We start from the raw sequence: 26806 nt of genomic DNA on the forward strand, positions 1-26806 counted from the left end.
GCGGCAGGATGAGATATGGCCTCGAAGAAGCAGCCCTGACGCGCGGGTCGTTCTATTCGAAGGTTGGGTCGTGCCAACTCTTCCTTCCCCTTGATGGCGCGAAGGGCGCTTTCAGCCCTCGGCCGGGAAGGAAGAACTCAATGCGAGATCAACACCGGCAATTTCGAGTCATGGAGAACGGATCGAGTGACGCCGCCGAAAACGAATTCGCGCGCCCGCGAATGGCCGTAAGCTCCCATGACGAGCAGGGTGCTTCCGACGCGCTCGCAATAGGAGTGCAGGGTTGCGGCGGCATCCTGGCCTTCAAGCTCGATTTCAACGGGTTCGGCCGCGATGCCGTGCAGGGCGAGATGGCGCACCACGCCGGATAGCGGCAGGGTCTTCGACAGATCCTTTTCGCCAGTCACCTGCACGATCGAAACGGCCTGCGCCTGCTGGCAGAACGGGAGGGCATCGGCCAAGGCGCGAGCCGCCACGCGGCTGCCATCCCATGCCACGACCATCCGGTCGAGCTTCAATGCGCCGCCATCCATCGCGGGCAGCAACAGCACCGGGCGCCCGGATTCGAAGACCAGTCCCTCGGTCATCGCGGAAATCTGGCCGTGCTCGTAAACGGGAACGACGATCAGGTCATGGACCCGTGCCTGGACGGCGAGCTGCCAGGGCGTGACGGTGCCGGGGCAATCAATCACGATGGTTTCGCCCCGATATTCCGCCGGCACGATGGAAGTGAACTGAGATACCAGCGTGTTTACATTGTCGATGCTTTTTTTATTTTCGCTGCCGATCATCCCATCAATATTGAGAAGCGAGTTTGCCAGCCAGTTCGAAACGGGCGGAATATGAACCTGGCAGACCCCTAAGGTGATCTTTGCGTTGAATTGCGCGGCCAGTTCCGCAGTGCGTTCCATTGCCCAGGCGGGGGTCGGCTCCGGATAGCTGTTTGCCTGCAGCATGATGTCACGCACGATCATTTCCAGCCTCCAACTCTGCGGTGCTTCTATTGCACGTGAAGCGGACTGCCCGCAACGACTGTTCCGGTTATGAAATCCGATGGATGGCGTGAAATAATTCTATTTCCGTACCAGTGCGTTATAGTCCGAGGCTGGCGGATCGACGATCTCCCGCAGCTCGATCTGGCGGAATTCCGGCGTCCGGCCGAGGTAAGTGTAGAAATTCACATTATAGGCCAGCGCAGGTTCGCCCGCTTCGTCCAGCGGTGAGCCATAGCGTTCGCGCACCTCCGGCCGATCGTAACCCATCAGCACGAGCAATGTCGGGAAGATGCGGAAATGGTTCGATCCGTTGCGATTGGCCGCAAGCGCCGAGGCCCAGTCCAGCGAGCGCCCGCTTGCGCCTTCGATCACCGCGAGCGGCACCAGCCCTTCCTCCTGCGCGGCGAATTCCGCGCCGCAATGGGTGTTGTTGCCCGGATTGCCCCGCTCGTGGAGATCCTGCCCATGATCCGAGGTGTAGAGGATGGTCGCCTTGCTCAGGTCCGCCTTGTCCAGCAGGCGGTCGAAGAACGTGCCGACGTTCCATAGCAGCGTGTTGCGATAGGAATTGCGGTAGCGCACCCATTCCTCCGCGCTTCCGTTGAAGCCGGTGCGATCGCTCGTCCAGATCGCCAGCGGGTGGTCGCCCCGTTCGAGCACCGGCCGATATTGTGTGGCTGCTTCGGGGAACTTGTCCTGAATGGGGAAGTGGGCGCCGACCTTGTTGACCAGGATGAATTCAGGGCGGCCATTGTTGATCCTGCCGGCCAGCGCCGCCGCGATCCGCATGTCGCGCTCGACCGCCGGGGTTCCGTCGAACTGGATGAAGTCGTCGATTTCGCTGCGTTCGGCCTTGTCCATCATGTTCTGGAGTTCGCCGCCGGTCGATTGCCCGTCGATATAGACCGTGCGCAGGCCCGCCTGCCGGGCGTAGTTCCAGATCGAAGGCCAATGCGCGATCGCCTGCTGATAATTCTTCTGCGTGCCGCCATAGCGCAGAACGATATTGGAATTGGCGCTGCAGCGGTGGATCGAGCCGGCATAGCCGAAATTGACAAGCCGCATCCGCGCGCGCGGCTCCAGCAATCCGCTGCGCACGCCGTTGCGATTGTTGATATCCAGATAATTGCCGCTCACGCTTTCATCGACAAGGAGCACGATGTCTCGGGCCACGGGGGCGGCATTGCGTTGAATGGCCACCTTTTCGCGCGGCCCCTTGTCTTCCAGCAGGCGTTCGCCAGCCATCAGCGTGACATAGGAGATGGCGGGATAGGCGGCGGGCAGGGCGCGCGAACCCTCGCCGCCCCGCAGGTAGAGCAGCCCCGAAAGCGACCCGAACGCGATCAGCAGCGCGGCAGGCGCAAATCGCGGATCGAAACGCACCCGCCGGGGTGGCAATGCAATGCCCAGAAACAGCAGTGCCGCGGCCAGTATCGTCTTGAACAGGACTTGCCCATGCTGGGCAACCGCATCGCCGATCTGTCCGCTCGCATTATAGAGGTTGAGGAACGCTTCGTATGTGAAGGCCCCTTGCGTGGTCCATTCGAAGGATTGCTGAAAGACGGATGCGGCTGAAAACAGCGCCGCGAGCGCCACGCGAACCGTGTGGGCGCGGATGAATGCGCAAAGGAACAGGCTTGCCGCCAGCAAGGCATAGAGCGCGAAGAACACGAGCAGCGCCGCTCCGCCGCCGACGGACGCCAGCCGGTCGACGAAGGCCTGATAGTCACAAGCAAGATATGACAGGATCAGGATAATTTTTATCATTATAGTCATTCTACCGACACATTCCCGGAGCGGCGATAGCTGTAACTGTCTAAGATTGTTTTAAATCAGTAATTTTCAGGGCGGACTGCTGCTCGATCAAATCAGCCATTATATGTCATAAGAAAGGCATGAGCGGCCGAAAGACAGGTTCGGCAAGCCGGAGCCTGCGCGTCATCCGGCATTCCCCCGATCCCGTGCTTGCATAAAGTTGGCCGGCATGAGGCGTTCCGTTTCTCGGAAGCGCATACAAGAAGCCGGGCCACGGAAGACCGCGGCCCGGCGAAGAAGCGCTGATTTGGCGCGTTCAGAAGCGGAAGGTTGCCTCCACCCCGTAGGTGCGCGGTTGAGCACGCGCGCGATAGCCATTGCCGAACAGGTTCTCGATCGAGATTCCGAACGGATAATAAGTCTCGTTGGTCAGGTTCTTGCCCCAGACCGAGAGGCTGTAGCGGCCCGCGTCATAGGTCACACGGCCGTTGAGCACCCAGTAGTCGCCTTCGCCCTGCGTGAACTTGCCGGTGGCGACCGTCGGCAGGACGCCGCGGCTGTAGTCCTTGTAGGCGTCATAGTAGAAGCGGCCGGTGTAGGATGCGTCACCATGCACCCTGATCGTGCCCTCGCCGATGTCCAGCGCATCCCAGTCGAAGGCGAGGTTGATCGAGGATTTTGCCGCATAGGGAAAAGGATTTCCGCCCACGCTGACATTGCCGCCGGACGACTGGACGCAGGAACCGTCCTGCGCCGGGAATTGGCCGGAAAGATCCAGCGCAGCGCAGGCAGCCTGATCGTAGCCCTTGTATTTGCTGTCGAGCAGGCCGAGCGAGGCCGACAGCTTCAGGCGATCGGTCGCGGCGAACTGGACGTCGAGTTCCAGGCCCTTGAGCGTGCCGTCGAGCGAGATCAGATTGGCGGTGGCGGTATTGTCCACGACCTGACCCTGCTGGCCCATGTAGTCATAGTAGAACAAGGCCCCGTTGATCTGCAGGCGGTTGTCGAAGAACCGGGTCTTGAAGCCGATCTCATAGGCGTTCACCTCTTCCGGATCGACGAAGTAGACCTGCGCGCTGCTGCCATAGGCCAGACCGTTGAAGGTGCCCGCGCGGTAGCCCCGGCTGTAGCTGGCATACATCATGACATTGTCGACCGGCTTCCAGTCCAGGATCGCGCGGCCGGAAAGCTTCTTTGACTTGCCGCGCCGCTCCAGCCCCTCGGGAACCGGAATGCCCAGATCGGCGAAGGACGGGATGACGATGTTTCCGGCTTCATCATAGACGTTTTCAAGGAAATAGGGGTCCTCGAAAGCGGATACGGACAGCATCCGCGCCACGCCGGCATCGTCGTAATAGGTGGTGAGGCCGTCCTTGAAGGCGTTCTTGTCGATGGTGTAGCGAAGGCCGCCGGTCAGCTTCAGGGTCGGCGTCACTTCGAAGCTGCCTTCCCCGTAGATCGCCCAGCTCTTGCGGACCTGCTTGAAGTGCTGGGTCGCGGTGATGCCGGTGGGCAGCGAGCTGGCGGAAAGGGCGGTGCCGTTGAAGCCGCCGGCCGGATTGAAATAGGATTGCCAGCCGCCGGGGATCGCATCGTAGGCTCCGAGCGCACCGAAGGCGGCATTCACGTCGCGCAGCGAGTTGAAGAAGTCCGGCCTGTTGTCCGCCGTGATGCTGTCGCGCCCGTAATAGGCGCCCACGATCATCTTGAACGGGCCATCGCCATAATCCAGCCGGACATCCTGGTTGAAGGCGTTGAAGTTGGATTCATATCCGATCGAGCAGCCCCGGAACGGGGTTCCGTCGCAATCCGTCGGCGAGTTCAGGTAGCGGCCTGAATCGTAACCCGAGATCGAGGTAAGGTTGAGGCTGTCCGTCAGTTCCGCCTTCACGGTCAGGACCGCGCCTTCCGCGCGGGTGATGGCGGTGCCGATCGTGTCCGCTTCCAGTTCGTTGACGCCCAGCCCATTGCCGGACTGGCTGTAGGAGGCGGGAAGGATGCCGGCCCCGTTCGGGCCAAGCGCCTGGAACAGCCCACCGAGCAGGAAGTTCGGGCTGTTATAGTCGATGACGTCGCTGTTCCTGTCCTGGCCCGTCGGCAGCGGCCCTTCGGCGCCGCCCTTGGCCTTGGCGTAATAGCCCTTCAGCGAGATATCCAGCCGATCGGACGGCTTGACCCGCAGCGTGCCGCGGATGCCATAGCTTTCGACCCCGCCCGGATCGCGGCCGGTCGCGAGGTTCAGGCCGGAGGCGCCACCGGCAGCCCAGGTGTTGAGGCCCGCCGGCAGGCGGTTGTGGATGTAGGGATCGGAATTGACGTAGGTGCCGGCGAGGCGGATGCCGATCTTGTCGGTGACAGGGGTGAATTCCACGGCGCCTTCGGCGTTGTAGCGGTCGTAATTGCCGTAGCCGAGCGTCAGCTGGCCATTGGTGCCTTCCAGGTCGGGCTTGCGGGTGATGAAGTTGATCGCGCCGCCGGTGGTGTTGCGGCCGTAGAGCGTGCCCTGCGGGCCGCGCACCACTTCGACCTGCTCCAGATCGTAGAGCTGCTGGCCATGGCTGGCGCGGAAGGCCTGATAGACCTCGTCGACATAGACGCCGACGGGCGAAGCCGCGTTGGCATTGTATTCGGTGCCCACACCGACGCCGCGCAGGGAGAAATTCGGCTGCTGGCTGCCATAGGGCGAGGATACTTGCAGATTGGGCATCGAGCCGTTGAGGTCCGATGTTTCGAAGACGCCCTTCGCCTGGAGGGCGGAGGAAGAGATTGCGGAAACGGCGACCGGAACGTCCTGCAGGTTTTCACTGCGCTTGGTGGCGGTGACGACGATTTCCTCAAGACCGCCGGTGGACGATCCGCTTTCGCTTTGCTGGGCAAATGCCGGTGCCGCGATTCCGGCAGCCAGCGCAAAGACGCTTACGGCAGCAATGGCCTTCATATGATCCTCCCCTTGTAGAGCGTTCACAAGTTCCACGTATTTTTGCGTGAACGGATACGCAAAATACGATCGCCGAGCATCATGTCAACTGATTTACGATTTTTATTATCGAAAATATCACTGTAAAACAGTTGATTGTATTCCAATTATTGCCAATTCGGATAATATACAAAGTAACCAGTTTAGAACATTGTTCGGGAAAAAACCCAAGGGGATCGGAAAGTTTGCTGGAACGATGTTCGGCTTTTTAAGCCAGTTGGCGCGGCTTCCCAGCCGGGCAAAGGGCGCTCTTTTTCCGTCAGTGCAATGAAGGGCACGGAGATGATGCGCGGCATGGCGAATGCCTTGGGGAGAGCAATGGAAGAAGCGGATTGGAGGTCGAGTCGCGCCCCTCGGCGCAGGGCACGGTCCGGCCTATCGCGCTGACGGCAATTTCGTGCGCGGCATCGTCCGGGAGAGTATCCTCTCGTCGGTCCAGATGACCTCGGTCGTGTGATCGACGCGGACGGAGCAGATCCCCGCGATATTCCGGAGAGATTGTTCGATATAGTCTCGCATTCCCCCGAAGTGGACGCAGGCCGTGTCCGTCAGGCACAATGTGATGGTCACGGCGCCGTCGGCCGCAATGGCGACATTCTCGACCAGCCCCATTTCCAGCAGGCTCATCGGCTTGCCCATCGCGATGCTGCAGGGGTCCGTAATCGCATCGAGCCGTGCGTGGATTACTTCCAGCATCAGGGCCTGGTCCCGGGTCATCCGCGAATGGCGCTCCAGGGCTGGGGAATGCCCTCCGCGCGGGCCAGCGCGAAAACGTCCTCCGCAATGCGGGGCAGCAGCGCGTCCGCGTCGAACCCATAGAGCCCGAGGCCGTTGCGCCCCAGGATGTTCGCCCGGTCTTCCGGGGTCAGCGCGCGGATGCCGAACTCCTCCTGCCACTCGGTCGGGAACTGGTAATCGCGGAATGCCTCGATCAACGGGCGCGGATGGGTGAGATTATTGCCGCTGGCGAACAGCAGGCGGTCCGACCCGACTTCCGTCACCATCCGGCCTATCACCCTGGCGAAGACGCGCGGCCTGGTGAGCAGGAAGGAGAAGGTGGATTCCAGCGTCATGTAAAGATTGGGATGGCGCTTCATCAGCTCGATCGATTCATCGAGGAAGGCCGCTCCGCCATGCACCATCTCGAACCGGATGTCCGGAAAGCGCGCGAGCGGCGAGTCCATGTCGTCGATCTCGAAAGCTTCTTTCGGCGCTGGCGCGAGCCAAAGCGCCTTGTGGACCGCGATGCGGCTGATGCCGAGGGACTGGCAATATTCGAAGAATGGCGTTGCCCAATCCGCCCCGTCCATCCGCCAGCCTTGGCCGACCCCGCCATAGAAGAAGGCGGGATAGAGCTTCACCCCGTCGATGCCCAATTCCTCCACCTGCTGCCTCAACTCCTCCTTGGCGCTTGCGACGCCTGGATTGCCGGCCGTGCCATACATCTTCACCCGGTCGGGGTGCGCGTCGCGGAAGGCGGCGCATTTTTCCGGCAGGGTTATATGGCCGAGGCCGAAGCCGAGATTGGGCAGGGCGTGCAGCACCGCGAAATCGACCGGGCTTTCGACGAATTCGGCCCTGCCTATCGTGTCGAAGGAATGGTCGCGAAAGAACTCGTCCGGCCGGAGCGCGTAATCGGCATGCGCTTCATCGAAGGAGAGCTTGTGCGAGGCGTAAACGGCCTCGATCTGCGCTTCTGCCGCCGGGTTCTGGTTTTCCGGCGACATGTCCCACGGATGGACCACCGCATCGACGATGATCTGGCCGTCGATCATCTCGGGCCATCGTTCCGGTTATAGATCGGGTCGCGCTTTTCCAGCGCGGCATTCACGCCCTCGCGCAGATCGTCGCTGTAGGTCAGCGCCGCGACCGCCCAGAAGCTGGCGTTCATCGAGCCTTGCAGATCCATGTGCCAGCTCTGGCGCAGCTGCTGCTTGGTCGCTTCGATGGCCAGGCGCGGGCGTTCCGCTATGCGCGCGGCCAGCCCCACCGCCGTGTCCAGCAGCTCCTCCGGCTCCACCACGCGATTGACCAGTCCGATCTCCAGCGCCTGCGCGGCATCGACCAGATCCCCGGTCAGGGCGAGTTCGGCCGCCATGCCGCTGCCCACCAGCCGGGGCAGGAAATAGGTTCCGCCATTGCCGGGATTGAGCCCCAGCTTGATGTAGGTTTCGCCGAGCTTCGCCCGGGTGGAGGCGATCCGGATGTCGCAGGCCAGCGCGAAGTCCAGCCCGCCGGCGGTCGCCCCGCCATTGATCGCTGCGATCACGGGGAGGCGGCAGGAGACGATCTTCTGCGTCACCGGCCATAGCACCCGGGCGTTGTAGGGCTCCTGCGTCCCGGCGTGATCTTCATCGAGATAGCGTTTGAACTCAACCAGATCGGCCCCCGCGCAAAACTGCTTGCCCGCCCCGGTAATGACGAGGACGCGGACGGAGAAATCCTCTTCCAGCACGTTGAGCGCATGGATCAGGTCGGCGGCGAGTTCGGGGACCACGCCATTGCCCCTGTCCGGCCGGTTGAGCGTGATGAGGGCGACCCCGTCCGCCGGGCGTTCCAGGATGATCGTGTCGTAAGCTGTCGTCATCGGCTGCCTCCCTCCCGCTCGAGGATTGTCGCGATGGCAAGCGCATAGGAGCCATCGAGCCATCCGCCGCCATTCACTGCCATGCCGATCCTTGCCTTGTCGATCTGGCGGTCCCCGGCTTCCCCGCGCAATTGCAGGACAAGCTCGCAAAGCTGCGCGCAGCCGGTCGCCCCCAGCGCATGGCCACGGCTCAGCAGGCCGCCGCTCATATTGACCGGGTGCGGGCCGGCCGGCTGGGTCAGTCCCTCTCGCGCCAGGACGAAGCCTTCCCCTTCCGCGCACAGGCCGATCTCGTGATACTGGATCAACTCGGCCGGCGCCGCCGCGTCGTGCAGCTCGATCACGTCGCAATCCGCCGCGCCCAGCCCGGCGATTTCATAGGCCTTGGCGGCGGCATCCGCGACCGGCCTGCCGGCCGCGCCCGAGGCATTCTGGCAGGCGCGCACAATGATGGCGGGGGCAGGCAGGCCGCGGGCGCGCTCCTCCGAGCAGACGAGAATGGCGGCCGCTCCATCGGTCATCGGCGAGCACATCGCCAGGGTCAGCGGCGGCGCGATCATCCGGCCATTCAGCACGTCTTCGATGGTTTGGGGCGTGCGCATCTGCGCCAGCGGATTACGGGTGGCATTGTCACGGTTCTTCACGGCAATGCGCGCGAAATCCTCGGGTGTTGCGCCATAGTCGTCCAGATAGCTCTGCGCGACCTGCGCATAATAATCCATCAGGATCGAGTTCGTGCTCTCGACGCCCGGTTCCGCTTCGCCGATGTCGTCGATATCCGTCGAACCGCGCAGCGCGTTGAACGCGCGCGTCCGGTCCGCATGGAACATCTGCTCCACCCCCAGCGCCAGCACCACTTCCGCACAGCCGCTCGCCACCCCTTCCACCGCGAGCAGGAGGGCCGAACCCCCCGAGGCGCAGGCGTTCTCGACATTGATGAGCGGCAAATGGCCGAGCGGGTGATCGCGGAAAGCGACCTGGCCCTTGATCATGTCCTGCTGGAGGACGGTGGGCGCGATGGCATTGCCGAAATAGACCCGGTTCGTGTCCGTGAAGGCGAGGCCCGCCGACCTGTAGGCTCGCTCGGTCGCTTCCACCGACAGGCTGCGCAGGCCCCGTCCCGGCTGTTTGCCGAACTGCGTCATGCCGACGCCCACGATGGCGACGCGCCTCATGCTTCGCTTGCCCTATGCGGTTTGGCCTCCACCGCTGCGCCGCCGCCGATCCGGCCGGAATGGCCCTGCCAGTATCGGTCGCGCACTTCGCGGCGCAGGATCTTGCCATAGCCGCTGACCGGCAGATCATCGACGAAGTCCACGGCCTTGGGCTTCTTGTAGCCGGCCAGGTGCTCGCCGCAGAAGGCGATGATGTCCTGCGCCGTCAGGGCCTCGCCCGGCTTGGGGACGACTACCGCGTGAACCGCCTCGCCCCAGTAGGCATCCGGAATGCCGAACACGACGCAATTGGCGACCGCCGGATGCAGGATGATCACTTCCTCGACCTCGCGCGGATAGATGTTGTTGCCGCCGGAGATCACCATGTCCTTGGCGCGGTCGAGCAGGAAGAGATAGCCGTGCTCGTCGAAATAGCCGATGTCCCCGGTATGCAGCCATCCGCCCCGCAGGGCTTCCGCGCTGGCTTCCGGATTGTTCCAGTATCCCGGCATCACGACATCGCCGCGGACGACCACCTCTCCCGCCTGACCTGCGGGCAGCGGGTTGCCATCGGCATCGATGCAGAGCGCTTCCACATCGGTGCGGACCTGCCCGGCGGAGCCGATGCGCGGATCGTTCGCCGCCAGCAGTTCCGCATGGCGTTCGCGGCTCATGCCGGTGATCGTGATCGGCGCTTCGCCCTGGCCGTAGAGCTGGACGAAGATCGGGCCGAACGCCTCCATCGCCCTTTTGAGCTGCTCGACATAGATCGGCGCGCCGCCGTAGCAGATCGCCTGCAGGCTGGAGAGGTCGTGGCGGCCCGGCACATGGTCCTCCAGCATCCGGATGATCTGGGTGGGGGCCATGAAGGCGATATGAGAAACCTTCAGCTGCTCGACCGTGGACAGCAGATTGTCGACATCGAAGCTCGCGCTGCCGGTGATGGCGTTGACGGCGCCGCGCGCCACGGCGGGCAGGGCGACGATGCCGCTGCCATGCGACATCGGCGCGCAATGCAGCACCATCTCGCCCGGCTGGATATTGTGCAGGTCGGCCAGGTAATTCATGATCACGCAGCGGACCATGCGGTGGTTCCACATCGCCCCTTTGGGCTTGCCGGTGGTGCCGGAGGTGTAGAACAGCCAGCACAGATCTTCCGGCGCGGCTTCGACGGCGGCGGCAAGGGCATCTGCCGGGTCGATCAGCGCGGCGAATGGCTTCGTTCCTTCGGCGGGCGCGGTGCAGATGCGGGCCACCGTGCCGAACAGGGCGGCGTGGGCCATGATCCCGTCCTGGTATTCCGGCCCGTGGATCAGGATCTTCGCGCCGCTATCCTGCACGATATAAGCCATTTCCCGGGAATGCAGCCGTGCATTGACCGGCACCACGACCAGCCCAGCGGCAAAGCAGCCGAAGATCACTTCCATGATGCGGGGTGAATTGGCGAGGCAGAAAGCTACGCGGTCGCCCGGTTCGCAGCCCATCGCCAGCAGATTGCCGCCTATGGCAAGGGCCCGGTCGCGAAACTCGCGATAGGTCAGCCGTTCCTCTCCCTGCAGTAGGGCAAGCCCATCCGGGCGGCGCCGGGCGGACTTCTCGAGGAACGCGAAGCTGTTCACCGTGCCGCCGTCAGCTTGCCGATCGGCGGAAGAGGGCGCATTCGCGCCCATCTTCCTTGCCTACGAATTCGACCCTGTCGTCGCAGCGATAGGCTGACCAGTCCTCCTCGCCTTCGGGCTGGAGGCGGACCGCGAGCTGAACCCCTTCGTCGAGCTTCACCACGCCGATGGCGTAGGGGATGTCGGCCTCGAAGCCTTCGGGCGCGCCCTGCCGCAGCACGCAGAAGCTGTGCAGCGTGCCTTTGCCCGCCGATTTCAGCCAGCCGAGATTTTCGGACTGGCAATGCGGGCAGGCATAGCGCGGCCACATGTTCGGCTTGCCGCACTCATTGCAGTTCTGGACCAGCAATTCGCCGGCGGCGAGGCCGTCGCGGAATTCGGAAACGATCTTGGGCAGGTTCATCGCTCAGGCCCCCAGTTTCGTGCGTTCGAGCAGCAGGACCTGCGCATCCATGTAGCTGCCGCCGGTTCCGCCGATGATGGCGCGCCGGCATTCCTCGATCTGGCGTTTCGGCGGTGCGCGATGGAGCAATTGCCGGATGCCTTCGACCAGCAGGGCGGTGCCGCCGCCGACGCCGGTATGCCCGGCCGACAGCAAGCCGCCATTGGTGTTGAGCGGCAGCCTGCCGCCCGGATCGCCATTGCCGGCGGCGATCCAGCGCGCACCTTCGCCCTTGGGCGCGATGCCGATGCCTTCGAGCGCGATGGCGGTCACCGCCGCATAGCTGTCGTAGATTTCCAGCAGATCCGCATCCTGCGGACCCCAGCCGGACTGGTTCCAGGCGCGTTCGGCGGCCAGCGGCCAGCCCAGCACGGCCTGGTCGGGTTCCTGGCTGAGGCAGTAATGGCTGACGCAGCCGCCGGACCCCGCCAGGCGCACGGCGTGGCCGATGCCGCGCTTCTTCGCATTTTCCGTGCTGGTCACGACGAAGGCGCAGGCGCCATCCGCCATCGGCGGGCATTCGAAGGCATGCAGCGGATCGGCGACCATCTGCGAGGACAGCACGCGCTCCACCGTCAGCGGCTTCTCGTAGAACATCGCGTTCTCGTTGAGATTGGCCCAGTTGCGCAGGGTTACGCAAATCGCGGCCATTTCCTCCGGCGTGCTGCCCGAGGCATGCATGTAGCGGCGGGTTATCATCGCGCCGATGGCGTTGAACTGGATGCCCGTCGGCAATTCCCATTCGCCGGGGATGCCGTTCTTCGACAGCATGGTGATCATTTCGTTGAGGTCGGCCGAGCCCCAGCGCTCGCATTGCAGGACCAGCACGTTCTGGGCATGCCCGGCAGCGATCAGGCCATGGGCCGCGCGCACCGCATTGTCGCTGGTCGAGCCTCCGGAATGCACCATGTAGCTGGATTTGCAGCTACCGTGGATACCCAGTTCCTCGACCATGCGGGAGAACACCAGATCGGCCTGGTCCGCCGCCGAATGCAGGTTGGGGATCAGCAGGATGGTATCGATGTCGCGCGGGACCATCCCCGCATCCTTGAGCGCGAGGATCGCCACCCGGGTCAGCGCCTCGACGAAGCCGCGTTCCGGAAACCGGCCGGTCCTGATTTCGCCGACCCCGACGAAGACCGGGTCGTTGGCCGCCCCGGGCGAGGTGTGTAAAGTCCAGTTTTCAGCCATCCGCCGCCTCTCCGTTTCCTGTCCGGTCATTCAGACGACCGGCGCTTGGCCAGCATCGTCTGGAGGAAGGTCATCACTTCCTCGCCACTCTGGTTGCGGACCGAATACCGCACCCCCAGCGTGCCGTATTTCGGGCCGCTCGCTTCCAGCACCTCGACGCTGCCGACCACGTGCAGGGTGTCTCCGGCGAAGACCGGCTTCGTTGCCTTCAGTCCGGTGATTTCGACCAGCGCGGCGATAGCGTCGCCGTAGAATCCGCTCAGGCCGATCAGCCCCACCGCGATGGAAAAGGTCAGGGGGCCGTGCGCGATGCGCTGCCCGAAGCGGCTGCTTTCCATGAAAGCGCCGTCGGTGTGCAGTTGGTAATGATCCCCGGTGAGGCCGGCGAAGGCGGTGATATCGCCGATGTCGACCGTGCGCCCGCGCGTGGTCATGGTGTCGCCCGGTTCGAAATCCTCGAACCACTTCGGCTGGGGATCGGTAAAGCTGCGTCCAGTCATCACATCTTCCAAACAATCATTTGTTTATTAAGCTGCCGCAGTCCTGTGGTCAAGCAGGCAAGCGCTCCCGATCAGTGGGACCGCAGGCCGTCCAGCAGCGTATCGGCCATGAGCGCGCCAGCCTGCGTCGCCGTCAGCGGGCCGCCGGGTGAGAACCATTCCGGCGTCCAGTTCAAGGCGCCCAGAATGGTGAACACGGCGATCCGCTTGTTGAGGTCCGGCCGGAACAGCCCCAGTTCCACGCCTTCCTCCACCACCGAGATGAAGCTGCGCTCATAGTCGCGGCGCCGTTCGATGGCGGCGGGCAGGTTGTCCGCTCCCAGGAAACGCCATTGATGGAAGACCACGAGCGAGCGTTCCGGGTTGTCGGCCACCACCTCGACATGGGCCACGATCATCCGGCGCAGGCGATCGAGCGGGGAATCCGGGCCCTTCGCATGAGGCTCCACCGCCGCGATGAAGCGGCCGATGCCGTCGGCGACGATATCGACCAGCAAGGCTTCCTTGCTCTGGATATGGGCGTAGAGGCTGCCCGGGAGGACACCGACCGCATTGGCGATATCCCGCATCGACGTGCCGGTGTAGCCCTGCTTGCCGAAGAGCTGCATGGCGACATTCATGATCGTCTCGCGAGAGCCGCGCGTGCCGCCGGATGAAGGCGCATCAGCCATAGGTAATAAACTCCGCCCGTGCCTCGTCCATCCAATCGCCTAGAGCCCCATCGACCTGGCGACAATGCTCCTGAGGATCTCGTTCGTTCCGCCACCGACCATGCCGTGCTTCGCCTCGCGGAAATAGCGTTCCATGTCGTATTCGGGCAATTGCGCATAGCCGCCCAATGCCTGCATGCCGTTGAATGCGATGTCGAACAGCGTTTGCGACGCGATCAGCTTCGCTTGCGCCACCAGGGCCGTTGCCTTTTCTCCGCGCCCCATCTGCGAGGCGGCGGCATAGACGAGATACCAGGCGGCGGACAGCCGGGCGCGGTCTTCGGCCATGCGGTGCTTCAGCACCTGGAAATCCGAGAGCTTCTTCCCGAAGGCGCTCCGCTCGCCGAGATATCTTGCCGTATCGTCCAGCGCGGTCTGGGCATTGCCGACCTGCGAGGAGGCGATGGACAGGCGCTCGAAATCCAGATGCTCGCCGATATATTGCCAGCCCTTGTTAACCTCGCCGAGCAAGGCGTCCCTGGGCAGGCGCAGATTGTCCATGAACAGGGAGGTGGTGCCCAGCGAACGGCGCACCAGCGTGTCCATCTTCTGGATCTCGAGGCCCGGCGTGTCATTGGGGATCAGCAGCACGCTGAAATCGTAGCGCCCGGGGCCGGTGCGCAGCATCATCGCGATGCAGGTGTTGGGCAGGTGCGCCCCGGAGCACCACACCTTGTTGCCGTTGACGATCCATTCGTCACCTTCCAGCCTGGCGGTCGAGCGCGCCCCTGCGGCGTCGGAGCCGGATTGCGGCTCGCTGATGGAGATGGAAAACTTCGCTTCCCCGCGCAGGAACGGCTCGAGATAGCGCTTGCGCTGCGCCTCCGTCCCGTGACGGGAGACGTTGGTCGCGGTGAACATGGAGGTCATGATGCAGGCGGCCGTGTCCAGGCTGTCCTTGCCGATCGCCTCGCAGAAGATGGCGAACATCACCGGGTCCCGATCCATGCCGAGGCCGCCATGCTCCTCCGGGATCAGCAGGCCGAGCCAGCCTTCCGCCGCCATCTTGCGATAAAGCTCTTCGGGAAATTCGCGGCTCTGGTCGTGCTTGCGCAGAACCTCGCGCGGAAATTCGCGGTCCATGAAGCTGTAGACGACATCGCGCCACATCCGCTGTTCGTCGTTGAAACTGAAGTCCATTCCTGTTCCTCCGCAGGCAGCCTTGCCCGGACCGGCCGAAAGGCATTGCCTATGAACAAACGTTTGTTATTATAAAGCCCCTGACCGGTCAATGGAGAGGCAAGGTGGAAGACCCGGCTGAAAGGCGCAGGGCAATCGAGGCGCGCCATCCGGTGTGGCTGCCGCTCACCATAGCCGGATTGCAAGACAGGGCGGCAGCGGATTTTGCCCGGCGCCCGCAGATCGTCACCGCGGATCGGGTCCTGAGCTATGCCGAAGTGCAGGCCGAAAGCCGCAGGATCGCGTCGGGACTGATCGCCGCCGGGCTGCGCCCGGGCGAGCATGTCGCCCTTATCATGGCGAACTTTCCGGAATTCGTGCCGGTGAAGCTGGCCATCGCGCGGGCGGGCGGGGTCTGCGTTCCCGTGAACTTCCTGCTGCGCAGCCAGGAACTGGCCTATGTGCTGAGCCAGTCGGACAGCCGCTTCCTGATCGCGATGGATGCGTTTCGCGGGCACGATTATCTCACGGACCTCGCCTCCATTCGCCCTGGCCTGCCGGAACTGCGCAGCCTCTTCGCCCTGCCCACCGGCGAGGCCTGTTCCCGGGCCGCCCCTTCGCTGCGCGATCTGGCGGACATGGCCAATCCGCAAAGCGATGCCGAACTGGCCCGGCGTGAGGCTGTGGCGGATGGGCAGGCCATATCCGACATCATCTATACCTCGGGCACCACCGGCCGCCCCAAGGGGGTGTTGCTGACCCATGACATGGTCCTGCGCGCCGCCTATTCCTCCGCGCTTACCCGGTCGTTCGAGGATGGCCGGCGCATCCAGTACGCGATGCCGATGTATCACGTGTTCGGCTACGTCGAATGCTTCGTCGCCAGCCTGTTCGTGGGTGGCGCCATCGTTCCCCATCCGGTGTTCGAGCCGGAGCAGATGCTGGATTGGGCGGAAAGGCTGGAAACGACCGATCTGATCTGCGTCCCCCTGATGACCCGACGATTGATCGAGCTTGCCCGCGAAAGGGGATTCCATGCGCCTTCGCTGCTGGCCGTGTTCAACAGCGGCGGCGTCAATCCGCCGGAGATCTGGGCGGAGATACGCGAGGTTCTGGGCGCGAAGGAAGTCCACACCGGCTACGGCATGTCCGAAACCACCGCATCCACCGTATGCACGCATACGGAAGATGGCGATGCGCGGCTGATCGAATCCAACGGGCGCGAGAAGCTGGCGGGTGCGGCGGGCGATCCGGAGCTAGGCGGCAGGGTGGCGATCTATCGGGTGGTCGATCCGCGGACCGGCGCGCCATTGCCGTGCAATACGGATGGCGAGTTGCAGGCGCGCGGGCCGGTCGTGACGGCCGGATATTACAACAAGCCGGAGGAAACGCGGGCCGCCTTCACGCCCGACGGATGGCTGCGGACCGGGGATGTCGGCCGTCTTTCGGATGACGGCTGTCTCACCCTTACGGGCCGTATCAAGGAGAGCTTCCGCTGTGGTGGGGAAATGGTCATGCCGCGCGAGATCGAGCTGCTGTTCGAAGGCTATCCGGGCATCGCCCAGGCCCTGGTCGTCGGAGTGCCTGACGGCAAGATGGGCGAGGTGGGCTGCCTGTGTGTCGTCGCGGGCGAGGGGGACCGCCCGGATGACGATGAATTACTCGATCATTGCGCGCGCCGCCTTGCGCGGTTCAAGGTTCCCCGGCATGTCCTGTGGCTTGCAGCCGGGGACATCCCGCTGACCGTGACGGGAAGGCCGCAAAAATTCAGGCTGGCGAAGCTGGCGATACGCAGGATCGAGGAGAGAGAAGACAATGTTCATTGAACGCGCGGAATTTCCCGTTGTCGCAGGCAAGGAAGAAGAGCTTGCCGCAATTCTGAAGGACAAGGCGCTGGCGATCCTGGCGGCCGCTCCGGGATGCGCATCCGCCAAGGCAGGCCGGGGGGTGGAAGACCCTGCGAAGTTCATCCTGGTCCTCGAATGGGATCGGGTCGAATCCCACACCGATTTCACCAAGACGGAGGAATTCGGCGAATTCGTCTCGCTGGTCCGGCCGTTCTTCGCCGGCGCTTCCAACATGGAGCATTTCAAGGCCGTCTGAGCAGGGCGGGGCCGGCGCCGGAGGCGCGCAAGCCTATTGCGCGTCCTTCATCCGGCCCTCGGTCGGCAGCGCATCGACGGCGGCCAGCGCTTCCACGGCCAGGCCGAAGGGCAGCCCTTCCTCCAGCAGGCGCTTGTATCGCTGGGTCAGCGCGACGCGCGCATAGCGGCGGGCGAGCGGCGGCTTCGCGGCGATATAGCGCGCGATCTCCAGCGCGCGGTCCAGCACCTGGCCGGCGGGGAGAAGCTCGTTGACCACGCCCAGGGCCTTTGCCTCCGCGGCCGGGATTTCCTCCCCCATCAGCAGGAAATAGCGGCCCCGGTTGGGGCCGAGCAGATGCGGCCAGACCACATGCGCGCCATCGCCGGGAACGATCCCGGACATGAAATGCGGCGCATCCTGGAACACGGTGGTTTCGGCGGCGATGACGATATCCGACATCACGGGTATTTCCGGATGGATTCGCACCGGCCCGTTGATGGCGGAAATGACGGGCACTTCGATGTCGAGCAGATTGCGCAGCAATCGCCGCCCCTCGTAGAATATCACGTCCCAGTCGCGGCTGTTGGACAGGGTGAAGCTGGCCGCGTCGATGTCCTCGCACCATTTGGCGCCCGTGCCGGTCAGCACAACAACGGCGTTGTCCCGGTCCGTCCCGATGTCGGTGAAGCAGAAGCCCAGTTGCTCGTGGATCGAGGCCGACCAGACCATCGGGCCGTCCTGGGTGTGCAGCCGCATGGTGAGAATGCCATGCTCGTCGCGGCTCAGCGCGATATTCTCATACCGGTCGCGGTATCGCTCGAACCGTGGTGCCATGCCTCCGTCCATGCTTGCTCGCCCTCGCAACGTCCGGCCCTGCCGGCAATCCAATATTACAGCATCCCGCGGCGGGTTGTGTCTCGCCGCCATTCAATCCCGGTTGTTATTTTCCGCCCCTTGCGCTAGAAATAAAACAATCATTTGTTTATATGGACTCGCAGCCGTCAGTCAAGGCTGTTAGGGTCAGGCCTGTCGATGGCATGGCCCTGGTCTCCGGCCAATCGCCGGCCAGCGCAAGGGCTGTTGCTCCCGGGCCACGAAAGGGACGAGGAAAGATGGATAAGGCGGAACGGTCAGCGCAATATCCGCTCGCGCCTGGCGTCGTAAGCTCGCGCACCTATACCGATCCCGCGCGGTTCGAGCGCGAGATCGAGGAGGTCTTCTACAAGACATGGCTGCGCGTCTGCCCGCTCGCGGACCTCGCGAAGCCAGGAGATTACGTTATCTGGGAAGAGCTGCGCCAGTCCGTGGTGATCGCCCGGCTGGAGGATGGCGGCCTGGCCGCCTGGCACAATGTCTGCCAGCATCGCGGCGCGCGGCTGGTCGAGGAATCCGGGCATTGTTCCAGCGGGCGTTTCGTGTGCCCCTGGCATGGGTTTATCTACGATCTGTCGGGCAAGCTGCGCTTCGCGCCGCTCAGGCAGGAATTCGATCCGGCCCGTCTGGAGACGATCCGCGCGCGGCCGGTGCGGGTGGAGGTATTCGGCGGGTTCGCATGGATCTGCCTTTCCGACGATGTGCCTGATCTCAGGACTTACCTCGGCGAGATCGGCGCCGAGCTGGACTGGTTCGGCCTCGAACGGTTCGACACCCGCTATCGCCTGGAACTGACGCTCGAGGCGAACTGGAAGGTCGTGGTCGATGCGTTCAACGAGACCTGGCATGTGCCCTTCACCCATCAGGAGACGCTTTCCCAGATCGTGCAATGGGGCAAGGCCCGCCTGCGGATCTGCGATCCCCACAGCTGGATGACCATTCCGGTGAAGGGGATGACCGACCGCTTCCCGGAGGATGCGGACCACCGGAAATCCCACATCACCCACTATCTCGCGTTCCCGAACACCTTCTACAGCAATTTTCCGACCCATCTGCAGACCTGGTCGATCTGCCCGGTCGGGCCGACCACTACGCATTTCGTGGCTTACGGGATGGTCGGCCCCTGCCCGGAGGGGATGAGCGAGGAAGCCTGGGCGCAGCGAAACGACCATGACTGGAACCACTTTCGCGCGGTCGCATCGGAGGATGCGCGGGTGATCAACGGATGGGGCAAGGTCGCCCATTCGCTGGGCCAGCAGGATTACATGTTCAACCGGGCGGAAGGGCGCCTGACCGCCTTCCATGCGGAGATCGCGCGGCGCGTTGCACAATAAAGGGTGAGGGCTGCGCCCGATCTCAGGCGGCCATGCTGCTGTTCTATCCCGCTATAAGCTGACAGCCGATCCGCTCCCTTGGGCATTGGCGCCCAATTTTTCCACGATACCGTTGACGAATATGCGTTCAACGTGCCATTACCTTTCGGGTGGGCCGGAAAGGCCAGGGAATGGGAGAAGGACAGGATGGCCGAAACCGGCGAGAGATTGCTTGCCTCGTTGCCGATCACGCCGGAAACCCCGGTGGGCTTTGAATTTCAGCCGTTGAGGAAGAAGGCGGCGATCCAGCTGATGGGCAGCCGGGCCTGGGGCCGCTTCAATCCCAATCACTGGGACCCTGAATATGCGCAATCGACCGGCCTGTCCGATCCGATCCAGACCGGCGAGATGTCGTCCGCCTATATCGCCGAGATGTGCGTCAACCATTTCGGCGCGGCGATGTTCAAGGGCGCGCGGATCGTCTGCAAATATATCGCGTCGACCGTTGCCGGGGAGGTCGTCACCACCCACGGTGTTGTCACCGGGAAGACGCCCAAGGGCAACGGCTTCCGCTTTCGGGCCGATATCTGGTGCGAGAACGAGGCGGGCGAAAAGAAGACGGTCGGCTGGGTCGAGGCGGATGTCGGCGTTTGAGGCCGGCCGCTCTGGTATCGGGCGAGAGGGATAGAACCGGGTGGATGAGATGACGGGCAAGGATGGCGAATTGAAGCCGATGACGGCGGTGCAGAAGGCGCAGACGCGCGCCTTTATCGAAGGGCTGCAGCAGGAATCGCAAACCTATTGGGATATGGTGGAGATCGGCGATGAGCTGTCGCGCGAGCTGCACCTCACCCCGGAACTGGTGATCCTCTATCTCGATCCGGTGGAGGATTATAATCCCTGGTACGAAGGGTGGCGGATGAACACCTGGCACATTCCGGGCGAATCCCCGTTCGGCGGAGCCATCGTGCCGCCGCTGCTGGTGTCCCACTTCGTGCTTTCGGTGCAGTTCGACCATACCAGGCCCTTCGCGATCGGTTCGATCCACACCTTCCACGATTCCGAAATACTGGAGCCGATCCCGGTGGGCGCGACGGTGCGTATCACGACCAGGGCCGTCGACAAGTTCGAGAAGCGCGGCCGGCGCTATGTCCGGCATGAAGTGACCGTGACGGATGTGGCCAGCGGCATACTCTATTTCCGCGAAACCCGCGACATTCTCTCGCTCTGACCGGCCTTGCGATGAACGGCGCCGATCCGGAGATGGTGGTGGAAGGCCTCGTCGAAATGGGGCCGGGTGGGCCGCGCCTGATCGGCTCGCATTGCCTCGGCTGCGGGACGCTCTACTTCCCGCAGATGCCGGGCTGCCCCAACCCGGATTGCCACGACAAGCGCCTTGAGCGGACGCTGCTGCCGGATGAGGGGACGCTCTACAGCTACACGATCCAGCGCTACCAGCCGCCACCCCTGTTTCGCATGGACGATTGGGCGCCTTATGTGCTGGGTCTGGTCGATCTCGGTGCCGGTCTGCGCGTGATGGGGATGCTTTCGGGGATCGGCGAGAACGAAGTCGAGATCGGCATGAAACTGCGCCTCGCGGTCGAGCCGCTATACCGCGATGCGGAGCGGGGCGATGTTTGCACCTACATGTTCGCCGCGGCGGGAGATCGGGCATGAGGCCGGTCTATGCGCTGGGAGCGGGCGTTCATCCCTGGGGCAAATGGCCGGACAAGCCGCAACTGCAGCTCGCGCTGGAGGCGATGGATGCCGCGCTTGCCGATGCGGGTGTCGCCTGGCCGGACGTGCAGGCGCTGGCCGCGGCTTCATCGCGCTTCGAAGGCGGGATGGGCTGGGGCCTGCATGCGAATGAGGTTGTGCAGGCGGTCGCGGAGCAGGGCATGCCCTGCATCAATGTCGGCGGCGCCTGCGCTGCCGGCGTGATTGCGCTGCAATCCGCCTATTCGCTGATCGCCAGCGGGCAATATGATGTGGTTGCGGCACTCGGAGCGGAGCGGATGCCCAAGGGTTTCATTCCCCGGCCGCCGGGCGGCAAGGACGACCGCACCGACAATGATTACCTGCGCTGGGTCACCATGGGCGCGACCAATCCTGCCTATTGGGCCATCGAAGCGCGGCGCAGGCAGCACGATCATGGCACCACTGCGGAAACGCTGGCCAAGGCCTCGGTGCTGATGCGCAGGAACGCAGCCGGAAACCGCTATGCGCGGTATCGCGATCCGGTGGGCGTGGAGGAGGTCTTCGCGTCGCCCATGGTCGCGGATCCGCTGCACCTTCTCCAGATCTGCCCGGTAAGCGATGGGGCGGCCGCCGTGATCCTGGGCAGCGAGGATTTCGTGAAACGTTCGGGCAAGCCTGCCGTTTGGGTTGCCGGTTGCGCAGTTGGCTCAGGCCAGTTCGGCGATCCCGCGCGCCGCATTCCGACCATCGCGACGACGGTGCGCGAAGGCATTCCCCACACCAGCGAGGTCGTGGGCGCGGTTCGCCGGGCTTTCGAGATGGCCGGGGTCGCGCCGAAAGACATCGATGTGCTTGAAATGGCAGACAATACCGCCTGGCATATCCTGGCCTGGCCGGAGCTGTTCGGTTTCTATGAGCCGGGGCAGGGCGACTGGATGCTGGAAAACGGGAAGCTGGCGATCGATGGCGAGATCGCGGTCAATCCCAGCGGAGGCTTCCTCTCCTTTGGCGAGGCGACGACCGCCCAGGCCTTGCTGCAGGTGGCGGAAGTCCTTTGGCAATTGCGCGGCCAGGCGGAGGGGCATCAAGTATCCGATGCGAAAGTCGGGATGACCGCGGTGCTGGGCCTCGGCGCCAATGGCGGCTCGGTGATACTGACCCGCTGAGGCGTTCCGGATGCCCTGTCAGATCGTCGTCTTTTCCCTGGCCCTGCGCAGGGCGAATCCGCTGTAACCGTCGGCAGCGGTCTTCTCCAGGATGCGGCGATAATATCTCACCCCGCCGGAATAGGGCATGAAGACACGCGGTTTGCCGGGCATTTCCGCTCCCATGTAGTAGGATGGCGTCTTGAGATAGAGCGTCTCCTTGGCCCGTTCGTTGACATGGGCAACCCATTCGCGCTCGGCATCCGCGGTCGCTTCGATCTCCTGAATATCGTTGGCGCGCGCATGCTCGAACATTTCCGCCAGCCAGTCGATCTGCTCTTCCGATGAAAGGAGCACATTGCTCAGGAGCGAAGGGCTTCCCGGGCCGACGATGATGAACAGGTTGGGAAAGCCGTTGACGGCGATGCCCAGATGGCTGACTGGCCCCGCGGACCATTTGTCCTGCAGGGTAAACCCGTCCTTGCCCACGATCTCGGGCTGGAGCAGGGAGCCGGTGAAGGCGTCGAAGCCGGTGGCATAGATTATGATATCGAAAGCGTATTTGGCGGCGCTGGTGCGAATGCCCGTAGGAGTGAAGCTCTCGATCGGAGTCTCCGATATGTCGACGAGTTCGACATTGGGCCGATTGAACGTCCGGAAATATCCGCTGTCCACCGAGGGGCGCCGCGTACCGAAAGGAAAGCCTTTGGGGGTAAGCTTGTCCCGCAATATCGGGTCTTCGACCTGTTCCGCGATCTTGCGGCGGATGAAGTCGGATGCGGTCGCATTTGAAGCCTCATCGAGCAGGATATCCTTGAATACGAGCGCGAAGCCGAAGCCCAGACGATTCCAGGCCCGCTCATAGGCTTCTTCCCGTTCCTTTTCGGGAACTTCGCTGGCGGAACGATTGTCGGGCACGAAGCCCAGTCCGCTCGGCGAATTGCGCGCCTGTTCCCGCCGTTCCCTGTAATGCGCCTTCACCTCGGCGTCTTCGCGATCCGAAACCGGGGCGTTGGCCGCAGGAATGGAATAGTTCGCGGTCCGCTGGAACACGGCAAGATGGGCCGCCTGCTCCGCGATAACCGGCGTCATCTGCACGCCCGATGATCCGGTGCCGATAATCGCAACCCGCTTGCCCGAAAAATCGATTTCCCGATCACGCGGCCATTTCGCGCTGTAGATGATCTCGCCCTCGAACCGATCCTGGCCGGGATAGGTGGTATCCTTGGGCGTCGAGAGCTGGCCCAGCGCCAGGATCACATATTGCGCATCCCAGGCGCGGCCGTCTTGCGCCTGCACCCGCCAGCGCCCGGCCTCGGCGTCATAGCGGGCTTCGCTGACGAGGGTGTTCAGTTCGATATCGCGCCGAAGATCGAAACGGTCGGCAACATGATCGATGTAGCGCAGGATCTCGGGCTGGGTCGCATAGCGCTCGCTCCAGCGCCATTCCTGTTCCAGCTCAGGGGAAAAGCGATAGGAATAATCGTAGCTTTCCACATCGCAGCGCGCGCCGGGATAGCGATTGAAATTCCAGACGCCGCCGATCGCCTCGTCACGCTCCAGCACGATGACCGAATAGCCCAGCTTCCGAAAGGTGTAGAGCGCGCGCAGGCCCGCAAAGCCTGCCCCCACAATCACGATATCCACTTTCTTAGCCATGCTCTGATCTGCTCCCATATGTCCGGCTCTGTCACGATGCATATGGAACGTCAACGATGATGTGGAAAATTGGCGTTTGACCGAGGCATTTCCCTGATTGTCTGGCAAATTGCCGGAGCGGCAACAAAAGGGCGGAAATTCGAGGAAGGAGAAGCATCGTGATGGGGCTGATAGCTCCGGCCGATACGGCTTTCTTGCTCTGTATCGGCAAGGAATGTGGAAATTCCACGATACCATTGACAAAATTGGGGCGGGTGTAGATCGTCCTCGGGCAATAAGGCGGCGCTGCCGCACCCGAAGGCAAGTGGTATCCCCCCGCGAGCCTTTGCGGGCTGGGCAAGCGTCGGGGAACTGCCGTGCGCAGGATGGGAGTTGAAGTCTTGGAAGTGGGAAGCGTATCGTCCCGGCAGGCTGCCTTGGCTCAGCATTATGCCCCCTGGAGATCGAGAACCCTGCATGATCTCCTGGATGAAGCGGCGCAGCGATTTCCAGAGCGCCCTTATGTCATAACCGATGGGGCAAGCTGGACCTATTCGGACATGGCCGCCTGGTCGATGCGCATTGCGGCGGGCCTGCAGGCAAGGGGGATCGGGCCGGCGGACAAGGTGGCCAGCATCATGGCCAATCACCCGGAGTTCGTGGCCCTGAAATTCGCGATCTCGCGCATTGGGGCGATTGCGGTTCCGCTCAATATCTTCAATCGCGAACGCGAACTGGAATATCTCCTGCGGCAATCGCAGGCCTCGATGCTGGTCACCATGGCCCGCTTTCGGGAACTCGATTATCTCGACATGCTCGACAGGCTGGCGCCCGGTTGGGAAGATCATGGCGGCGGAGAAAACCTGCCGGACCTCGCGACTCTCATTGTGTTCGATGGGGCGGAGCGCTCCTCAGGAAAGGCCGCGTTTCCATTCGCCGCACTCGAGATCGATGCGGACAATTTCCGGCGAGAGGAGGTCGAGCCTACCCAGCTGTGCGACATCCTCTACACGTCCGGCACGACCGGCGATCCGAAGGGGGTGGAGATCACGCATGACATGCTGACCCGCACGGCGTTCGGATCGGCTTATGGGCGTGCCTTCGAGGACGGCCACCGCATTCTCTTCGCCCTGCCGATGTATCACGTCTTCGGTTACGTGGAGGGGATGCTGTCGGTGCCCTTCGTCGGCGGTTCGTTCATTCCGCATCTGAAATTCGATGCCGAAACGATGCTTGAGGCGATCGAGCGCCACCGAGCGACCGATGCCCTGCTCATCCCGACCATGACGCTGGATATGCTTCAGCTTGCCCGCGAACGCGGCTTCGATCTTTCGTCCTTCCATTTCGTCCTGGCGTCCGGTGGCCGCGCGCCCGAGCGCATCTGGCAGGAAATCCGCGACGTGTTCGGGGTCCGCGAGATAACGACCGGCTATGGCATGACCGAAACCACGGCCTCCACCACCGTCACCCGGCCGGATGATCCGATGGAGCGCCTGCTGAATACCAATGGCCGCCTGCGCAATGTAGGGCCGGCCGGTGATCCCGCGATCGAGAACCGGCTGGTGGACTACAAGGTCGTCGATCCGGAAACCGGCGCCGACCTGCCGGTCGGGGAGATCGGGGAACTGGTGGCCAGGGGCATCGGCGTGACGCGCGGCTATTATCGCAAGCCGGAAGCGACTGCCGCCGCCTTTACCGCCGATGGGTGGCTGCGGACCGGCGATCTGGGGCGGATCGACGCCGATCGATACATCACCCTGCTGGGGCGGACGAAGGAATCCTATCGGTGCGGTGGCGAGCAGGTGCTTCCGTCGGAGGTCGAAACGGTGCTGGTGAGCCATCCCACGGTATTGCAGGCCCATATCGTTCCCGTTCCGGACGAAAGGATGGGCGAAGTGGGGGTTGCCTTTGTCGTTGCCAGACCAGGTGAAACGATCGACCCGGGCGCGCTCGATCATTTCGTGCGCGAACGGGTCGCGCGCTTCAAGGTGCCGCGCCACTACATCCCCCTGGATGCGGAGGAGATCCCGGTTACCGCATCGGGCAGGCCCCGCAAGTTTCTATTGGCCGAAATGGCTATGCAAAGGCTCCAGGGGGCGCAGGCATGAGCGGTCAGCCGCCACAGCAGAGGATCGCCATCGTAACGGGCGCGGCGCGGGGGATCGGCGCGGCCATCGCGCTGCGTCTGGCGCAGGATGGCCATGCCATCGCCTTGCTCGATCTCCGCGCGGCGGATTGCGCGGAAACCGCGGGTCTGGTGGAACAGGCGGGGCGTCGCGCCCTTGCGGTCGATTGCGATGTATCGGACGAGGAGATGGTCAAAGCAGCAATCGACGAGGTGGCTTCAAGGCTCGGCCCGCCCACGGTGCTGGTCAACAATGCCGGCGTGCTCAAGGATCGCACGCTTTCCAACATGACGCTGGATGACTGGAATCTGGTGGTCGACGTCAATCTCAAGTCGGTCTTCCTGACCTGCCGCGCGGTTGCTCCCTTAATGCGCGAGGCTCGGTGGGGGCGGATCGTCAACCTGTCCAGCATCGCTGCCCTCGGCGTGTTCGGCGAGACCAACTATTCCGCGGCAAAGGCCGGCGTTCAGGGGCTGACCAAGACGCTGGCGATCGAATTGGGCGCGTATGGCGTCACCGCCAATGTCGTCGCTCCGGGCTTCGTGGTGACGGAAATGACGCGGGGCGTCGCGGCCAGCGCCGGCATGACCATGGATGAGCTTTCGCAGCTCATGCTGCGGGACATCGTGGTGGGGCGAACGGGCGAGCCGGACGACATTGCGCAAGCGGTGGCGTTCTTTGCCGATCCCCGCTCGTCCTTCGTCACCGGGCAGGTGCTGTATGTCGCTGGCGGGCCGCGAACCTAGCGTGCTCTGGGCCGCCCGGAAAAGCAGCGCCCCTTGCCCGCGCATGATGGTGGTTGCGTAAATCGCCTTATCTCTGCAAACCTTGCATGCGCTCCATCGATGCGATGCCGCACATGCCTGGGCCGCCGGTGAC

Annotated in this window: 24 protein-coding genes; 9 read left to right on the forward strand and 15 right to left on the reverse strand. The window is 63.4% G+C overall.

What is annotated here, in order from left to right; translation table 11 throughout:
* Nucleotides 1-137: 137 nt before the first annotated feature.
* The 13 genes from U8326_RS00555 to U8326_RS00615 form a co-directional block, all read right to left on the reverse strand.
* A complete protein-coding gene (locus U8326_RS00555; protein ID WP_324741717.1) occupies nucleotides 138-974 on the reverse strand; it encodes a universal stress protein in 837 nt (278 codons plus the stop codon).
* Nucleotides 975-1073: 99 nt separating this feature from the next.
* Nucleotides 1074-2762: a sulfatase-like hydrolase/transferase gene (locus tag U8326_RS00560; protein ID WP_324741718.1), complete on the reverse strand. Its 1689-nt coding sequence runs from the start codon at nucleotides 2760-2762 to the stop codon at nucleotides 1074-1076.
* A 304-nt stretch (nucleotides 2763-3066) separates the two neighbouring features.
* Nucleotides 3067-5688 (reverse strand): TonB-dependent receptor, encoded by a 2622-nt coding sequence (locus U8326_RS00565; protein ID WP_324741719.1) that lies wholly within the window; start codon nucleotides 5686-5688, stop codon nucleotides 3067-3069.
* Nucleotides 5689-6102: 414 nt separating this feature from the next.
* Nucleotides 6103-6444 carry an iron-sulfur cluster assembly protein gene (locus U8326_RS00570; RefSeq protein WP_324741720.1) on the reverse strand — a complete coding sequence of 114 codons (342 nt, stop codon included), beginning with the start codon at nucleotides 6442-6444 and terminating at the stop codon, nucleotides 6103-6105.
* A complete protein-coding gene (locus U8326_RS00575; RefSeq protein ID WP_324741721.1) occupies nucleotides 6441-7502 on the reverse strand; it encodes an amidohydrolase family protein in 1062 nt (353 codons plus the stop codon). Before U8326_RS00575 ends, U8326_RS00570 begins: the two co-directional genes overlap by 4 nt.
* A complete protein-coding gene (locus U8326_RS00580; protein ID WP_324741722.1) occupies nucleotides 7499-8314 on the reverse strand; it encodes an enoyl-CoA hydratase/isomerase family protein in 816 nt (271 codons plus the stop codon). The genes U8326_RS00575 and U8326_RS00580 overlap by 4 nt, the downstream gene beginning before the upstream one ends.
* Complete coding sequence (locus tag U8326_RS00585) at nucleotides 8311-9489, reverse strand: thiolase family protein (RefSeq protein ID WP_324741723.1); 1179 nt, start codon at nucleotides 9487-9489, stop codon at nucleotides 8311-8313. The genes U8326_RS00580 and U8326_RS00585 overlap by 4 nt, the downstream gene beginning before the upstream one ends.
* Entirely contained in the window at nucleotides 9486-11138 is a 1653-nt protein-coding gene (locus U8326_RS00590; RefSeq protein ID WP_324741724.1) for a long-chain fatty acid--CoA ligase, read from the reverse strand. Before U8326_RS00590 ends, U8326_RS00585 begins: the two co-directional genes overlap by 4 nt.
* Nucleotides 11098-11490 (reverse strand): Zn-ribbon domain-containing OB-fold protein, encoded by a 393-nt coding sequence (locus tag U8326_RS00595; protein WP_324741725.1) that lies wholly within the window; start codon nucleotides 11488-11490, stop codon nucleotides 11098-11100. Before U8326_RS00595 ends, U8326_RS00590 begins: the two co-directional genes overlap by 41 nt.
* Before the next feature lie 3 nt (nucleotides 11491-11493).
* Entirely contained in the window at nucleotides 11494-12720 is a 1227-nt protein-coding gene (locus tag U8326_RS00600) for a thiolase family protein (protein ID WP_324741726.1), read from the reverse strand.
* 26 nt (nucleotides 12721-12746) lie between these two features.
* Nucleotides 12747-13220 carry a MaoC/PaaZ C-terminal domain-containing protein gene (locus U8326_RS00605; RefSeq protein ID WP_324741727.1) on the reverse strand — a complete coding sequence of 158 codons (474 nt, stop codon included), beginning with the start codon at nucleotides 13218-13220 and terminating at the stop codon, nucleotides 12747-12749.
* Between the two features lie 71 nt (nucleotides 13221-13291).
* Entirely contained in the window at nucleotides 13292-13891 is a 600-nt protein-coding gene (locus U8326_RS00610; RefSeq protein WP_324741728.1) for a TetR/AcrR family transcriptional regulator, read from the reverse strand.
* A gap of 39 nt (nucleotides 13892-13930) precedes the next feature.
* The gene (locus U8326_RS00615; protein WP_324741730.1) at nucleotides 13931-15070 is read right to left on the reverse strand and encodes an acyl-CoA dehydrogenase family protein; all 1140 of its coding nucleotides are present in this window, start codon (nucleotides 15068-15070) and stop codon (nucleotides 13931-13933) included.
* A 104-nt stretch (nucleotides 15071-15174) separates the two neighbouring features.
* Here U8326_RS00615 and U8326_RS00620 point away from each other — a divergent pair, with 104 nt between their 5' ends.
* Together U8326_RS00620 and U8326_RS00625 are read left to right on the forward strand one after the other, a co-directional pair.
* Nucleotides 15175-16875 (forward strand): class I adenylate-forming enzyme family protein, encoded by a 1701-nt coding sequence (locus U8326_RS00620; RefSeq protein ID WP_324741731.1) that lies wholly within the window; start codon nucleotides 15175-15177, stop codon nucleotides 16873-16875.
* Nucleotides 16865-17152 carry an antibiotic biosynthesis monooxygenase family protein gene (locus tag U8326_RS00625; RefSeq protein WP_324741732.1) on the forward strand — a complete coding sequence of 96 codons (288 nt, stop codon included), beginning with the start codon at nucleotides 16865-16867 and terminating at the stop codon, nucleotides 17150-17152. Before U8326_RS00620 ends, U8326_RS00625 begins: the two co-directional genes overlap by 11 nt.
* A 33-nt stretch (nucleotides 17153-17185) precedes the next feature.
* Here U8326_RS00625 and U8326_RS00630 read toward each other — a convergent pair whose 3' ends face one another.
* Entirely contained in the window at nucleotides 17186-17968 is a 783-nt protein-coding gene (locus tag U8326_RS00630) for an enoyl-CoA hydratase/isomerase family protein (RefSeq protein WP_324741733.1), read from the reverse strand.
* A gap of 278 nt (nucleotides 17969-18246) precedes the next feature.
* On the opposite strand from U8326_RS00630, the gene U8326_RS00635 reads away from it, so the two are divergent.
* From U8326_RS00635 to U8326_RS00655, 5 genes are all read left to right on the forward strand, one after another.
* Nucleotides 18247-19341, forward strand: coding sequence for an aromatic ring-hydroxylating dioxygenase subunit alpha (locus U8326_RS00635; protein ID WP_324741734.1), 1095 nt, complete (start codon nucleotides 18247-18249; stop codon nucleotides 19339-19341).
* A 132-nt stretch (nucleotides 19342-19473) separates the two neighbouring features.
* Entirely contained in the window at nucleotides 19474-19974 is a 501-nt protein-coding gene (locus tag U8326_RS00640) for a MaoC family dehydratase (protein WP_324741735.1), read from the forward strand.
* A 40-nt stretch (nucleotides 19975-20014) separates the two neighbouring features.
* Entirely contained in the window at nucleotides 20015-20551 is a 537-nt protein-coding gene (locus tag U8326_RS00645; RefSeq protein WP_324741736.1) for a MaoC family dehydratase, read from the forward strand.
* 11 nt (nucleotides 20552-20562) lie between these two features.
* Nucleotides 20563-20997, forward strand: a complete 435-nt coding sequence (locus U8326_RS00650) for a Zn-ribbon domain-containing OB-fold protein (RefSeq protein ID WP_324741737.1) — start codon at nucleotides 20563-20565, stop codon at nucleotides 20995-20997.
* Nucleotides 20994-22184, forward strand: coding sequence for a lipid-transfer protein (locus tag U8326_RS00655; protein WP_324741738.1), 1191 nt, complete (start codon nucleotides 20994-20996; stop codon nucleotides 22182-22184). The genes U8326_RS00650 and U8326_RS00655 overlap by 4 nt, the downstream gene beginning before the upstream one ends.
* A gap of 18 nt (nucleotides 22185-22202) precedes the next feature.
* On the opposite strand, the gene U8326_RS00660 is transcribed toward U8326_RS00655, so the two are convergent.
* Nucleotides 22203-23822: an NAD(P)/FAD-dependent oxidoreductase gene (locus tag U8326_RS00660; RefSeq protein ID WP_324741739.1), complete on the reverse strand. Its 1620-nt coding sequence runs from the start codon at nucleotides 23820-23822 to the stop codon at nucleotides 22203-22205.
* A 416-nt stretch (nucleotides 23823-24238) separates the two neighbouring features.
* Between U8326_RS00660 and U8326_RS00665 the strand changes: the two genes are divergently transcribed.
* Both U8326_RS00665 and fabG read left to right on the forward strand, forming a co-directional pair.
* Nucleotides 24239-25909, forward strand: a complete 1671-nt coding sequence (locus tag U8326_RS00665; RefSeq protein ID WP_324741740.1) for a class I adenylate-forming enzyme family protein — start codon at nucleotides 24239-24241, stop codon at nucleotides 25907-25909.
* On the forward strand, nucleotides 25906-26673 hold the full coding sequence (gene fabG / locus U8326_RS00670; RefSeq protein ID WP_324741742.1) for a 3-oxoacyl-ACP reductase FabG: 768 nt from the start codon (nucleotides 25906-25908) through the stop codon (nucleotides 26671-26673). Before U8326_RS00665 ends, fabG begins: the two co-directional genes overlap by 4 nt.
* The last annotated feature ends 133 nt before the right edge of the window (nucleotides 26674-26806 follow it).

Origin of the sequence: Tsuneonella sp. CC-YZS046 (assembly GCF_035581365.1) — a bacterium.
In the GTDB taxonomy this organism is placed as follows: domain Bacteria; phylum Pseudomonadota; class Alphaproteobacteria; order Sphingomonadales; family Sphingomonadaceae; genus JAWKXU01.